We start from the raw sequence: 13,447 nt of genomic DNA, 5'->3' as shown, positions 1-13,447 counted from the left end.
GTTGAACAGTCGGTGAGGTTTGCACCTCACCGATAAAAAATTAGTTTAAGCCGTAAATTTTAAGTTTCTTACGCAAAGTTCCTCGGTTCAATCCTAAAATAATTGCAGCCTTGGTTTGATTTCCTCGAGTGTATTCCATAACGCGTTCTAACAGTGGTGCTTCAATCTCTGCTAAAACCATTTCGTATAGCTCTGAAGGAGTCTGGCCGTCTAATGAATCAAAATAATTTTTGATTGCATGGTTGACACTTTCTCGTAATGTAGGCTGCTCTACAGTAGGCACACTACTTACGTTTTCGGTGGTTGTTACGGTTTCCATTGTTTCTAGAATGCTCATGCTACTTTTGCCTGTTTCAATTTTTGTTGTTGAAAGAACTGCTTCGCAGCTAACAGTTGTTGTTCAGCGCATTCAATTCGTACGAACTGGCTTCTGAACTCAGAACTGTCTGGCTGCTCCTTCAAATACCAGGAAACATGCTTTCGAGCGATGCGTGCTCCCTGACCTTTCCCATAAAACGAATGCAGATGACTGATATGCCGAAGCATGATGTCTTCTATTTCGTCTACTTCTGGTTCACTTAACCTTTGCCCGGTATTCAAGAAGTGCTCAATCTCTCGAAAAATCCATGGGCGACCCTGCGCGGCTCGACCGATCATGATGGCGTCAGCGCCTGTGTATTCCAATACATACTTTGCCTTTTCTGGAGAATTGATGTCTCCATTAGCAATGACAGGAATGTTCACAGCTTGTTTGATAGCTCGAATGGTGTCGTATTCGGCTTGCCCTTTGTAACCACAAGCTCGAGTGCGACCATGCACAGCCAGCGAAACGATGCCTTGTGACTGCGCAATTTGTGCTATCGCGATACCATTTTTATGATCGTAATCCCAACCGGTTCTAATCTTCAGACTGACAGGAACATCAACGGCTTGCACTACAGCGTGTAAAATCTGTTCAACCAATTCAGGCTGTTTCATCAGCGCTGAACCAGCCGCTTTATTACAGACCTTTTTGGCAGGGCAACCCATGTTGATATCGATGACTTGAGCCCCTTGCGCTACATTGTAAACGGCAGCGGCAGCCATCATTTCAGGATCAGCACCGGCAATCTGCACGCTGCGAAGCCCTTTTTCTCCTGTGTGATCGGAGCGTAATCGACTTTTACGAGTATTTCGTAATCGTGGATTCGCCGCGACCATTTCTGATACGGTAAGCCCTGCTCCATGCTCTTTACAGAGCATACGAAAAGGACGATCCGTGACGCCTGCCATAGGTGCCAGAACTAACTGATTGTCCAGTTGGTACGGACCTATTTTCATTGACTTGCGAAGACCTACATCAGAGCTGGTTAAGAAAGCGCCAAATCATACACTTTTTAATCGGTTTTGAAAACGAAAAAATCTGCAGAAAAGGCCTTGATTTTAAGTAAATTCGATAAAACAAACAGTTAGCGCGTCTGGCCAAAAAAACCAGCGCTGCTTGTCTCAGTTTCGTTTAACGGTAAGCCTATTATTTGAAATTAAACTCGAATCCGAAGGCATTTGCGTTAGATTTACGTGCTTGAATTAGAATCAAGGTCCGCTGATTGACAGGCATCATTCGACCTTTCACATCGGCGGATAAGTAGTCTTCGGGCGAATGAATCTCACTCGAAACTATCGCTCCTTTGGTGTCAGTAAAGCGAATTTCGACGGTGGGGTAGGGTTGCTCATAATCGGCATTGTTGCGAATAAATAGATTAAACTCAGTGATCTCTGGATTATTTTCGCTGGGGCGAATATCCCGTTGCAGCAGTTCTATAGCGGCGACGTTTCGGCGAGGCTTCAAGTCACAAGGCGCTACTGAGCAAAGGACTTGTACACTACTGCCCCAAGTGTCATCCCAAGCGAGTGTTTGACGATCACTCCACAGCCAATAAATAAAGTAGCCAAGTCCACCAACGAGTACGATGCTTATAACCATCCATTTTAAGGCATGGCTTTTTCGCTCGACGATATCGTCAAACTCATCGAGAGGATCGGGCTCTAAGTCTTCTTCAGCGAGAGCATCGCTGAGGCGATCAATCGAAAAATCATCGTTTAAGGTTGGGTGTTCGGAGCGAATAGAATCATTGAGTGCTTCTTGATCTTTGACTGCATCACTTCGAGAGGATGCCGAGTCATCTTCTGATATCGACTGAGCTTGATCAGAAAACCCTGCAGACTCATCGTCTACGTCTGTTTCATCTGAATCTGAGTAATCGACTTCATCAGAAGAAAAAAGGCTGCCTTCTGTGTAAGAGCCATCAGTCGCATCAGAGGTTAATTCATCAGACGATTGAGGATCGTTTTGATAGGGCAGGTTGTCTGAACTTACCTCATCTTCAAAAGCATCAATGGCAAACGATTCAATATCATCGTCACTTGGGTCAAGTTGCTCTTTATGTTTTTCGGCGCACTGTTCTTCGACAATTCGCTTTTCAAGATCAGGCTCGTCAAAACTTTCCGGTGCGTGCAAATCATCTTGCATCGGGCTGACGAAATCTTGTTGGTCGAATGGTTCTTCATGAGAGGAGGAGTCACTGAATTCATTGATTGGTTGTTCAGAGCTTTCATTAGACTCGCCTGACTCTGCGATGTCGGGAGCCTGATCGGCCGTCGGTTGACCAAACCGATCGATGGGATATTCTGTTCGGTTTTCTGGTTTGTCTCCCCAGCGAATGTCTTGTTCGGCTTCGTTTGACGCCCTCAGCAGCCCATCGTCGCTTGGCTGATGCTCTTCTATGCTTGTGCCAAGTGCTTTATCTAGCGAGCGTTCAATACTGCTTGAAGAGTCAGTTGCTGAGCTTGTTGATTTAGGTCGAACCAAATGTTCTGTCGCGGTAAATACATTCATACAGGCACCGCAACGCACCTTGCCTTTAGCTAAAGCGAGGTGTTCTTCGGTGACTCGAAAAACAGTCGAACATTCAGGGCATCGCGTAAAAATAGATTGCGACATGACTCAGTGGCGTCCTTTTCGATTGGTTATCGCGAATGTGTTCAAGTAAGTCATCAAGTGTCTATCGGTTCTATTTTGCGTCGATTTAAATAACGCGTTAATGCTCTTCTCGCTTGATGCCTACTAGGCGAATCCAGTCGTCTTTTTGTACCGGTGGCTGCATATTAAACCATTTTGAGTAACATTGGCTAATTTCTTCTGCTTGCTCCGCAAGTAAGCCAGATAAGACAATATGTCCTCCAGGCGCCACTTGGCCTGCGATTGAAGAAGAGAGCTCTTTGAGTGGTCCAGCTAAGATATTGGCAATGACTATTGGGTATTGTTTAGCCTCGATTGCGTCTGGTAAACCCACGGTAATGGCATCCGGTGGAAGTTGGTTGCGAGTCATATTATCGCGGGTGGCTGTCAGGGCTTGCGGATCGATGTCTATTGCAGTGATATCTTTTGCCCCAAGCAATGCCGCTGCGATCGCTAATATGCCACTTCCACAACCATAATCTAGAACACTTAAGCCATTCACATCAAAGCCATCGAGCCACTGTAAACATAGGGCGGTTGTTGGGTGGGTACCAGTTCCAAACGCTAGTCCCGGATCCAGCATGATATTGACTGCATCTGGCTCAGGAGGCTGGTGCCAACTCGGAACAATCCACAGTCTTTGACCAAATGAGATAGGATGGAAGTTGTCCATCCAAGCACGTTCCCAATCTTTGTCTTCGAGTTGTTCAAACCGAGGACTTTGGACACAAGATTGCCAAGGTTGGTAAGCAAGTAAGTCAATGATATGTTGCGTGTCAGTCTCTGCATCGAACAGAGCTGAGACAATTAATGCTTGCCAGAGAGGCGTTTCTCCCGGTAAAGGCTCTAAAATAGGGTTATCTTCGGCGTCTTCATAGGTTAGGGAGACGGCTCCGAGTTCCATTAAATAGTCAGATACTTGATCAACGTGTTCTTGTTCGGTACCAAATTTTAATTGCAACCAAGGCATAATTTCACCATTAGATTCTGTTTCTTTTAGAATCTATCAAAGTTAAGTTCTGGCTAAGTTTGACGCTAACTCAAGTAAGCGATTCTCAGTGACCAAATTCAGCTTACTTGATTCAGCGAAAGGCACGAGCAAACTCGGTAACCGTTATAGGTAAATGGTATCAGAGTTTACCGCTGCGTTTAATCTTAAAATATTGGTTGACTATTTCTGTGGCCAGGTGTTTTGGTGCGGTGTCGACAGATACAACACCTTGGACACTGCACTGCGTGTTTAAACTTTGTCGTTGAGCAAAAAACTGACTGGTCTCTGCGTATCTTTGGGCAGATTCAAAAGAATCTACAGGTGTATCCATTATGTCATCAATGGCTTGCTCTCTTAAGTTTGCGAGCATAACTAAATGATGACGATTTAGAAGGCGAATGGCGGGTTCTAACTCTACCCAATCTTCATTTCGGCAATTGCTGATTAAAACGACCAGCGACCGTTTTCTAATGCGTTTGTTCAATTCGGTTGCAGCTTCAATAAAGTCAGATGCTTGCAAAGTTGGGTGACAGTCATAAACTTGATTCATCAATGAATTGATAAAGTAGGTTCCTTTTTGCGGAGGTAACCAACGCGATAGCCCGCCAAAGGTAGACAAGCCCACCGCATCACCCTGTTTAAGGCCGATGTAACCCAGCATCAACATAGCGTTAAGTGAGTGATCAAAATGCGACAGTTGATCATCTTGCGTTCGCATTCGACGTCCGCAATCGAGTAAAAATACGATATTTTGATCTTTTTCTTCTTGATACTCTTTGGAGATCAACTTGTTCAATCGAGAACTGGCTCGCCAATCAATTTGTCGTATCGAATCGCCGATGCGGTATTCGCGAAGTTGGTGAAACTCGAGCCCGTCGCCTCGACGTTGGCTTAAACGAATGCCCATTTGTGATTGTTGTTGATCAGCCGACAGTAGTAAGTAGTGATGAATCGCCGCAAAATTGGGATAAACTTTAATGGTTTCTTCAGAACCACAAATGGTTACTTTGTCCCATAGATTAAAACGTGATCGAGAGATAACTCTGATCTTTCCGAAAGAGGCGTCCCCGCGCTTTAAAACCCTTAAAGAGTATTGAAGTTTGGCGACTTGTCCTTGATCAAGGATTAATGATTGGGGAAGATCTTCCACCTGTGAGTGTTCGGGATAATGGTCATTGACAATGAAGTTGATTTTGCGAGAGTTTTTATGTCGTACATTTAGCTGAACTTTGGTTTGACTGCCGACCGCGACGTTTTTGTTAACTGAACGATAAGCTTGAGGTACAGACTCGAGTCGCATTGAGATCAAATCCAAAATCGCGACGCCGCCGAGTCCAATACCGAACCAGTACCATATTTGATAAAAAGTCTCGGCATAGCTAGCGTCCCAATCAAATGACGACGCTAAAACCTTCAACGTCGCTGTGACGAGCGCTAGCGCGATCCAAACAGCGATACTGTATAAAGCAACTACGCTGGGTCTCATTGCCGTGGAGCTTCTACTTGGTTCAAAATATCTTGAATAACATCGTCAACACTGATGCCTTCGATTTCTAATTCGGCTGAAAGTTGAACGCGATGACGGATAATAGGAGCCGCTACTTCTTTGATTTCGTCCGGGGTTACGAACGCTTGTCGTTTAATTAAAGCAAGTGCTCGTGAGCAACGAATTAGCGCTAAACTGGCTCGTGGGCTTGCGCCCATTCGTATACCTGGCCAATCTCGAGTGGCAGCAACGATACGAACGGCGTATTCAAATAGACTATGGTCAACGTCGATTTCACTGGCGACTTTTTGGCAACGAATAATATCGTCAGGGCTGGCAACTACGTTGACTAAATCTAATAAACTGCTATTGGATATTTGTCCGGTCGTAATTTTTTTAACCAGTGTCACTTCATCTTCTTGCTCTGGGTATTCCATGTAGACTTTCATTAAGAATCGATCAAGTTCGGCCTCTGGCAGCGGATAAGTGCCTTCTTGTTCAAGCGGATTTTGCGTAGCCATAACCATAAACGGTGAATCAGTTTTATAAGCATTACCTTCGATGGTTATCTGTTGCTCTTGCATCACTTCTAGCAGTGAGGCTTGAGTTTTTGCCGGAGCACGGTTGATCTCATCAGCAAGCAGTAGATTAGTAAATGCTGGACCTTTTCGAATTCGGAATTTTTCCGATTTTGGATCATAGACTGCGTGGCCGGTAACATCACTTGGCATTAAATCTGGAGTAAACTGAATTCGCGAAAATTCTCCGCCAAAGCATTTTGAGAGCGCACGAACCAATAAAGTCTTTCCGATGCCAGGGACACCCTCCAGAAGTAAGTGGCCAGAAGCAAACAGACAAACCAACGCCTGTTGTAATACTTCACGTTGTCCAATTAGAACACTTTCGACCTGATGAGTCATATTGTCGATGAGTTCATAACATTCATTGATCTGTGCGTTGCTGCCTTCTGCAGAACTATTTTGCATGGTTTCATCGTTCATAATTTTTTCCATCTATTTTTAATCTGAGTGTTTGAATCAACGAAATTTGTTGAGTAAATACTTGGGAGTCTTCTGTTGATTTATATAAAACTTCAAGAGACGACTCAGGAACCTTTGTCATATCCTTTATTACTTTAATTTGTTGCGCTGGCGGCAGTTCTAAAAATTTATGATGACGTCTCGATATCTTTCTAAAGAGTTCCGTTTTTGCTTGTTCTAGTAATAAGTTGAGGCCACAAAAACGAGTCTTAAACTCAGCCGAGGCTTCTAAATGTTGAATAAGCTTTCTACTATCGCTTGAAAACTGAGGAAACACTGGCCCCGTTTTAATTTGCTTAAACCAAATGACTGCAGCGATGAAAATGAAAAGCGAGATAGCAACATAGCTTGCATGTGCCCAGGTTAAATTAGCCAGCGATGGAACCTGAGGGTTATAGATAATTCTTACCGACTGACCTTCAGAAAACATGCGGAAAAAATAGGCATGATCAAAGCGGTCTATCTCGCTGTTGCTCCAGAAATCCACATCGCTTAAAACCGTGATGATGCCTTCACCGTAGTAATATTGCAGTAGGTGATGGTTCTCTTCACTGCCAGCAATATAAAAGGCGTCTCCAGACGAATCGATTAAATAGTAACTGTCATCAAATTGAACTTGAATGGGCTTAGGCTCATCGTTGAACTCTAGCATGCTTACGTCGGCAGAAAACATGCGCTCTATTTTGCTTTCATAGTCGTTGTCGAGGCTCTCTCGCTCGATCTCACCATCATTCGAGTAAAGTCTTGCTCCAAGCTCATCTAAAATGGGCGCGCCACTTGATCCTGCATCATCGTCGAAGAACTCTTCGGCCGCCAGAATTAAAAATCCACCTTGCTCTACAAAATCATAAAGTCGCTCTAGTCGCGCCGGACTTAATGGCTTTCGACTATTGGTGATGACAACAATTTCTTGCGGATCTAGAGGTGCATCGAAAAGACTGAAATCTCGATGAGTCGTCACTTGATCACCATATACATCTGCGAGCTTTTCAAGCGCAAGAAATGGATTTTTACGCACTTCTACATCAGAAGGTAGGGTTTTAGTAAAGCTCACTCGAATGGCAAAAGTCAGTAACCAAATACAGAGTAAAGCAACCAAAGTGAATAGTCCCATTCCCAAAAGAAGTCGCTTTGAAACAGTGGTATCTGTAGTAAGGTTTAAAAATTTAGGAGTCATTTTACGCATTTAACTCCGAGTGATTATTAGCATCGCTTAAGTCAGCATCTTTAAAAACGGTTTTAAATTCTTCTGCCAATAATGCTACTTGCGACGATTCTGGAAGTTTATGTGCGTACGCAAATAATCTCCACACTTGAATCAATTGGTCAAAAAACTCAGACACGCTTTTACTGGATGAATGTTTTACGACTCGAGCACATTCGAGCTCGGTATATCCATCTTCAAATTGACAATGATGTTGATCGATTAGTTTGATTAGTGCCGCTCTTAATAACAATGACAGTGCTCGACGGTATTCTTTTAGTTCCCATAATTTCAAGCACTCGTCACTTGGATCCTCTGGTAAAGCTTGTTCGCTTATGTCTAATCCAAATAAAACGTCTGGTCTCGCCTTTTCTGATTTTATTTTTGCACGCTTCGCCGGTGCTAAATCAAATATTTTAATCACTAACCAGATGACAAGCGCGCCGACTCCAAGCCAAAGAAACACTTCTGCAACTTGAGCGAGGCCACCAAAAAAGCCTAACATTGATGTATTGCTAGAAGAATTTTCTTTTTCTCTAGAGTCATTCGTTTCATAGTCTAAGTCAAATTCGAATTTAACTTCTGACGACTTTTCAGTGCGTTTAAATGGAGGCGCCTCAAGAATCTTATTGAGTTGTTCTTTTATCTCTGTCTTTTCGGGTGTATTTAAACTTTCTTCTTTCGATATCTCCGTGGAACTGTCATCGTCCGCGGCTTCGACTGTTGGAGGAAGTGAGATTAAACAGCAAGCAAAGATGATAGGCAGTATTGCGGAGCTTATTGATTTTAAATAATCGAAGTTTTTCGCCACACGTTGACTTAACTTTTTGAAAATAAGCTCAATGTCCCAGGCCTCTAATATAGTTCTTTGATTGATGTAAATAGAGAAGCCACCGGCGACATAAAAAGGACTAAAAAATGACATTATTAAATACATAATCAATGCTTGCACAAACTGCCCAATGATCGAATTTTCAGCCCACAATAAATCCATCTCGTTAACTAGGATACTTTCTAGATACACTTCGGGGGTTAACCAAAAAACTAAGGCGAGCAAGTTAAAGTAGAACATGACTTGAAATAGGATAAATAGCAAAGTCAACCAAACTGCTGCGCTTGAATTGAAGGCATGAAGTGTACTAATACGACGACCTCTTCGATCGCCGCTCAATCCTTCTAGTTGGGCGACTGGCAAATCCATCGAGCGAGTAGGGCTAAATCGGCGCCACGTTAAATTGCCGAACCATTGTCGAAAGGCGTAACGATGAAAGGTTGATAGAGTACTCTTGAGCGTTGGAAACTCACCAAACAGGGCTCGAGACAGATAGTTTAAAATGGCCGTTTCAAAGATGGGTTTCAACCACCAAAAGCCAATGATTACCCAACCAATATTGTCATTAAACAACCAGCAGGCGAGCAAAAACAGAGGTAGAGTTAGACCGAACCAAATTGAATAGAGCGACAACCAATGTTGGTGAACCATTCGAAAACCTAAGTCTAGAGACTCCCAGCCCGAACGGGGTTTTACTTTTGCCGTAATCGCTTCGAGTCTCATTGTAGACGACTCCTTGGCCATAATAAGTAGCTATAGACAAACAGCCATAAGATGCCGCCAACGGTGTATTTCACGGTAGAACTCATATTGGTGCTCGACGACCAAAAAGCCTCGATGAATGCAGCTGCGAGCAAAAAGAGAGTGGCGCCATACATCAGTAGAATCGCTCTTCGAGCCGCTAACTTTAGCGAATCGACTCGAGTAAAGTTACCGGGTGCGATCAATGACCAACCGAGCTTTAACCCTGCCATGCCTGCAATCACAATCGCGGTGAGTTCAACCGAACCATGGCCTATCACGAACGGGAAAAAAGTGCTTTGGTATTTAATATTGACGATATGCCCAGTGACAACACCAAAAAAGATACCGTTGAACATCAAGTAAAAGAGTGTTCCTAACGCAAACAGTATGCCTGTGGCGAAGGTTTGAAATCCAATACTAATATTGTTGCGAATATAGTGGCCGAACATGTAGAAGTCAGAATCAGATTGACGTTCTCTCCCTAGAACGGTTTGCTCGGGATTGTACATAGACTCGAAGTCAGACACTTGAGAGTGCGGTATAACACTGTAAATTAGGTCTGGGTTAAGTAATGTAAGTATAAATAATAGAAGGGCTGGCCCGTAAAAAATTAAGTGGCTGAGCCAAAACAACGTTTTGTTAAGTTGAATTTCTCTGGGAAAACCATGAGCAATAAATTCAATGATTCGATGGCCCAATCGTTGGTATTTTTTATAGAAAAGCTGGTGCCCTTGCAGTACTAGCGTATCTAAGTGATCAATTAAATAAGGGCTATACTGACGCTCTTTAGCGATGGCCAGTGTGTGGCATAAGTTACGATACTGAGCGGGAAAATCTTCCAGTTGCTGTTGACTCAGTTCTTGCTGGCCACTCCTTGTAGACATTTTAGAGACCAACTCTGCAAAGGCTTCCCATTGCTTTTTGTATTGAGCTTCGAACTCTTCTTGTCTCATCGTCGACCCCGTAACCAGTTGGCTAAAGACATGATATTGCTCATGCGGTCTTCGGCACTTTGACCATCGACTACTTGATTTAGAATGTTGGCGAGCTCATGTGCGCGTGCTTGACTCAATTGTTTACTTCGTTCACCAAAATGCAAAATAGCGCTTTGTTCTTCTAAGGTCAGCTGAAGTCTCGCTTGTTTTGGCTTCGCTTGCGGTAAATTACCGGAGTGAGAATAGGTTTTTTTATGAATGACTAACGTTCCTGCTGCGAGGTCACCGAGTCGCTTAAACTGTTTATTAAGCAGCATGCTAAGAATGCCAGTTAAATACAGTACTGGGAACATATCGGCTGCCCGAAGTAGGTTACGAACGATCGAGGAGCTCCAATCAACCGGTGTGCCGTCATCGTTAACTACGGCAATTCCCATTAATTTTTTACCGGGTGTCGCGCCTTGATTAAACATCTCAAAAATGACTGGATAAAACCACTCAAGAAGAAATATAAGGATGAAAAATAGGCCAATACCGAAGTGCCCCATTAATTGGAATATTAGGCCAATAATAAGGTACGTGCCGACTCGAATTAACGTATCGATCAAGAATGCCAAGCAACGAACAACCGGCCCGGCCAGCGGCAAATGGATTTCTATTCCTTCAGGAACTTCAACACGAAGATGAGTATCTAACATCAATACTGTAAACTTTTGGTTATTATTTGAGCAATTTGGCGCCTTAAGTCACTTTAAGTAACTAAAATATCCTTATGGCATAAACAATTCTCTTGGAGTGTACTGTAAATGGGCTAATTTGCCTATAGTGAGTGCATAGATTGGTATTTGCTATTTCCTCGGTATTTTCCACATTATTTCGCGATGAATGTGATGCAAAATGATAAACATTTCTCAAATCCTTTGGCCAAGCCTTTTCAAGGTACAAAGATCTGATTAGTGTGGATTCCGAAAGCTAATGTTGATGCTGAGTTAACGTTGCTATCTTGTATTGAGTTTCTCGTAGTGCATTCTTTCGTAGAAGGCACACAATAAGCGTAGGTTCATTACCGAGAGTTGGCTTCGTTTTACTGATGCATTCAGGTTGCAGTACTCAATTTAGTTTTCATCCTAGTTGAACTGACTGATATTTCGACCCCTAATTTTGCCCCGATAATTTCGGGGCTTTTTTATTTCTTCCCTTTTGAATCATTTTGCAATAACTTTTTGCTGCCCTATTGACTCAAATTTTGATAATTTGAAGGATTCGGTTTGCATCATTATAAAAATTACAAAACTGGGGATGGAATCATGTTTAAGAAAATATTCTTTTGGCTGTTTGTCGTCATTATTTCTCTGATCATTCTTGGAAGCTTAACCATTGGTTCTCTGGTTTGGTATAACCTGAATAATCGTCCTTCGAATATCGGCTTTTTCTTTCACCGTGTTGTTTATGAAATGGTAAAAGACAGTCCTGAAACTTTAACCAGCATCCACGTACTCGAAAATATTGGAATAAAAGGTCATCAAAGCAAACTCGATGATGCTAGCCCAGAACGCACCGACGAAATTTTTGACAAAGTACGTGAATACCGCACGATGCTGCTGAGCTATCAAGACCTCGATCAAGACGAACAACTATCAAAAGATATTATGCTGTATTTGATGGATTATGCTTTAGCCTTAGAACCTTATCGTTTTCACAATTATCCAGTTAATCAGCTTTTTGGTGCTCAATCTAATTTTCCTTCTTTTATGGATGGTCAACATCAAATTCATGAAATAGAAGATGCGGAAGACTATGTGAGTCGTTTAAGAGCCGTTAAAACTAAGTTTTCGCAAATAAAGGAAGGCCTGATTTTAAGAGAGCAAAACAATATTATTCCACCCCGTTTTGTGATTGATCGTGTATTAGAAGAAATGAATACCTTTGTTGATCAACCGATCGAAGAAAATATTTTATATACGTCACTAGAAAAGAAAATGCGTGACGCCGGTTTACCAGAGCAAGATCGTGAACGCATATTAGCGGACGCCAAATTGGCTATTACTGACAGTGTTCACCCAGCGTATGATTCTTTTATTAATTATTTTGAAGCCTTGGGTGACAAAGCAAACGATGATGACGGAATTTGGAAGCTACCGAATGGTGACCAAGCTTATCGAGTTGCACTGAAGCTATTTACCACGACTGACTATACGCCGGATCAAATTCACCAAACGGGTCTTGATGAAGTGGCTCGTATTCAAGGTGAAATGCTCACTATTCTCGAGTCTCAAGGATTCGATATCTCTTCAGGCTTTACGGTAGCCATGAATGAATTGGCTGAGCAGCCAAAATTTTATTATCCAGATAGCGATGCAGGTCGTCAGCAGATCCTCGATGATTATCAAAAAATCATTGATGAAATCAATCAAGGTCTAGAGCAAGCATTTCGTATTCGACCAGAAGCTGGCGTCGCCGTAAAGCGCATTCCTGAGTTTAAGGAGAAAACCTCACCAGGTGCCTACTATCAAGGGCCTGCACTGGATGGTTCAAGACCAGGGACTTTTTATGCCAATCTTTATGATATTAAAGCAACGCCGAAATATGGAATGCGCACTTTGGCTTACCATGAGGCGGTTCCAGGGCATCATTTTCAAATAGCTATTCAGCAAGAGTTAGAAGGCTTACCGTTATTTCGAAAGTTCGCGCCTTTCACTGCCTATACAGAAGGGTGGGCTCTCTATTCCGAACGGTTAGCTTGGGAGCTCGGTTTTCAAAGGAACCCGTTTGACAATATCGGCCGGTTACAAGCTGAACTGTTTCGAGCGGTGCGACTCGTGGTAGATACTGGATTACATGCCAAGCGCTGGACCAGGCAAGAAGCGATTGATTACATGAAGGCGAACACCGGAATGGCGGAAAGTGATGTTATTTCTGAAATAGAACGCTACATAGTCATGCCCGGTCAAGCAACTGCCTATAAAGTCGGTATGATTAAGATTTTAGAGCTTCGTGAAAAAGCCAAAGAGCAACTAGGTGATAAGTTTGATTTACGAGACTTTCATGATGCGGTGTTAAAAAATGGCGCGGTTCCATTAGAAATATTAGAGCAACTTATCGATCAGTATATTGAAAAGACATTGGCAGGCGAGGCAAAATCAGCCTAGCCGATTCTATTTCTAATTGCCCAAGTGTTATTCCTCAAGATAAGGATTATTGATTAATTATTTCGATG

Annotated in this window: 11 protein-coding genes; 1 reads left to right on the top strand and 10 read right to left on the bottom strand. The window is 42.8% G+C overall.

What is annotated here, in order from left to right:
• Positions 1-40 precede the first annotated feature (40 nt).
• From fis to Q9312_RS11385, 10 genes are all read right to left on the bottom strand, one after another.
• Positions 41-319 (bottom strand): DNA-binding transcriptional regulator Fis, encoded by a 279-nt coding sequence (gene fis, locus Q9312_RS11430; protein ID WP_435408757.1) that lies wholly within the window; start codon positions 317-319, stop codon positions 41-43.
• Positions 320-333: 14 nt separating this feature from the next.
• The gene (gene dusB, locus Q9312_RS11425) at positions 334-1,320 is read right to left on the bottom strand and encodes a tRNA dihydrouridine synthase DusB (protein ID WP_309200980.1); all 987 of its coding nucleotides are present in this window, start codon (positions 1,318-1,320) and stop codon (positions 334-336) included.
• 190 nt (positions 1,321-1,510) lie between these two features.
• Positions 1,511-2,980 (bottom strand): DUF3426 domain-containing protein, encoded by a 1,470-nt coding sequence (locus Q9312_RS11420; protein ID WP_309200979.1) that lies wholly within the window; start codon positions 2,978-2,980, stop codon positions 1,511-1,513.
• A gap of 97 nt (positions 2,981-3,077) precedes the next feature.
• Complete coding sequence (gene prmA, locus Q9312_RS11415) at positions 3,078-3,968, bottom strand: 50S ribosomal protein L11 methyltransferase (protein WP_309200978.1); 891 nt, start codon at positions 3,966-3,968, stop codon at positions 3,078-3,080.
• A 160-nt stretch (positions 3,969-4,128) separates the two neighbouring features.
• Positions 4,129-5,475 (bottom strand): DUF58 domain-containing protein, encoded by a 1,347-nt coding sequence (locus Q9312_RS11410; RefSeq protein WP_309200977.1) that lies wholly within the window; start codon positions 5,473-5,475, stop codon positions 4,129-4,131.
• Complete coding sequence (locus Q9312_RS11405) at positions 5,472-6,476, bottom strand: AAA family ATPase (protein ID WP_309200976.1); 1,005 nt, start codon at positions 6,474-6,476, stop codon at positions 5,472-5,474. The genes Q9312_RS11410 and Q9312_RS11405 overlap by 4 nt, the downstream gene beginning before the upstream one ends.
• Complete coding sequence (locus tag Q9312_RS11400; RefSeq protein WP_309200975.1) at positions 6,466-7,701, bottom strand: DUF4350 domain-containing protein; 1,236 nt, start codon at positions 7,699-7,701, stop codon at positions 6,466-6,468. The genes Q9312_RS11405 and Q9312_RS11400 overlap by 11 nt, the downstream gene beginning before the upstream one ends.
• Positions 7,694-9,274, bottom strand: coding sequence for a hypothetical protein (locus tag Q9312_RS11395; RefSeq protein ID WP_309200974.1), 1,581 nt, complete (start codon positions 9,272-9,274; stop codon positions 7,694-7,696). The genes Q9312_RS11400 and Q9312_RS11395 overlap by 8 nt, the downstream gene beginning before the upstream one ends.
• Positions 9,271-10,248 carry a stage II sporulation protein M gene (locus Q9312_RS11390; RefSeq protein WP_309200973.1) on the bottom strand — a complete coding sequence of 326 codons (978 nt, stop codon included), beginning with the start codon at positions 10,246-10,248 and terminating at the stop codon, positions 9,271-9,273. The genes Q9312_RS11395 and Q9312_RS11390 overlap by 4 nt, the downstream gene beginning before the upstream one ends.
• Positions 10,245-10,928 (bottom strand): RDD family protein, encoded by a 684-nt coding sequence (locus Q9312_RS11385; RefSeq protein WP_309200972.1) that lies wholly within the window; start codon positions 10,926-10,928, stop codon positions 10,245-10,247. The genes Q9312_RS11390 and Q9312_RS11385 overlap by 4 nt, the downstream gene beginning before the upstream one ends.
• Positions 10,929-11,537: 609 nt before the next feature.
• Here Q9312_RS11385 and Q9312_RS11380 point away from each other — a divergent pair.
• Entirely contained in the window at positions 11,538-13,379 is a 1,842-nt protein-coding gene (locus Q9312_RS11380; RefSeq protein WP_309200971.1) for a DUF885 domain-containing protein, read from the top strand.
• The last annotated feature ends 68 nt before the right edge of the window (positions 13,380-13,447 follow it).

The organism is Pleionea litopenaei, from assembly GCF_031198435.1.
Lineage (GTDB): Bacteria > Pseudomonadota > Gammaproteobacteria > Enterobacterales > Kangiellaceae > Pleionea > Pleionea litopenaei.
The sequence above is the reverse complement of the archived record's forward strand: the minus strand, read 5'-3'. Positions and strand labels throughout refer to the sequence as shown.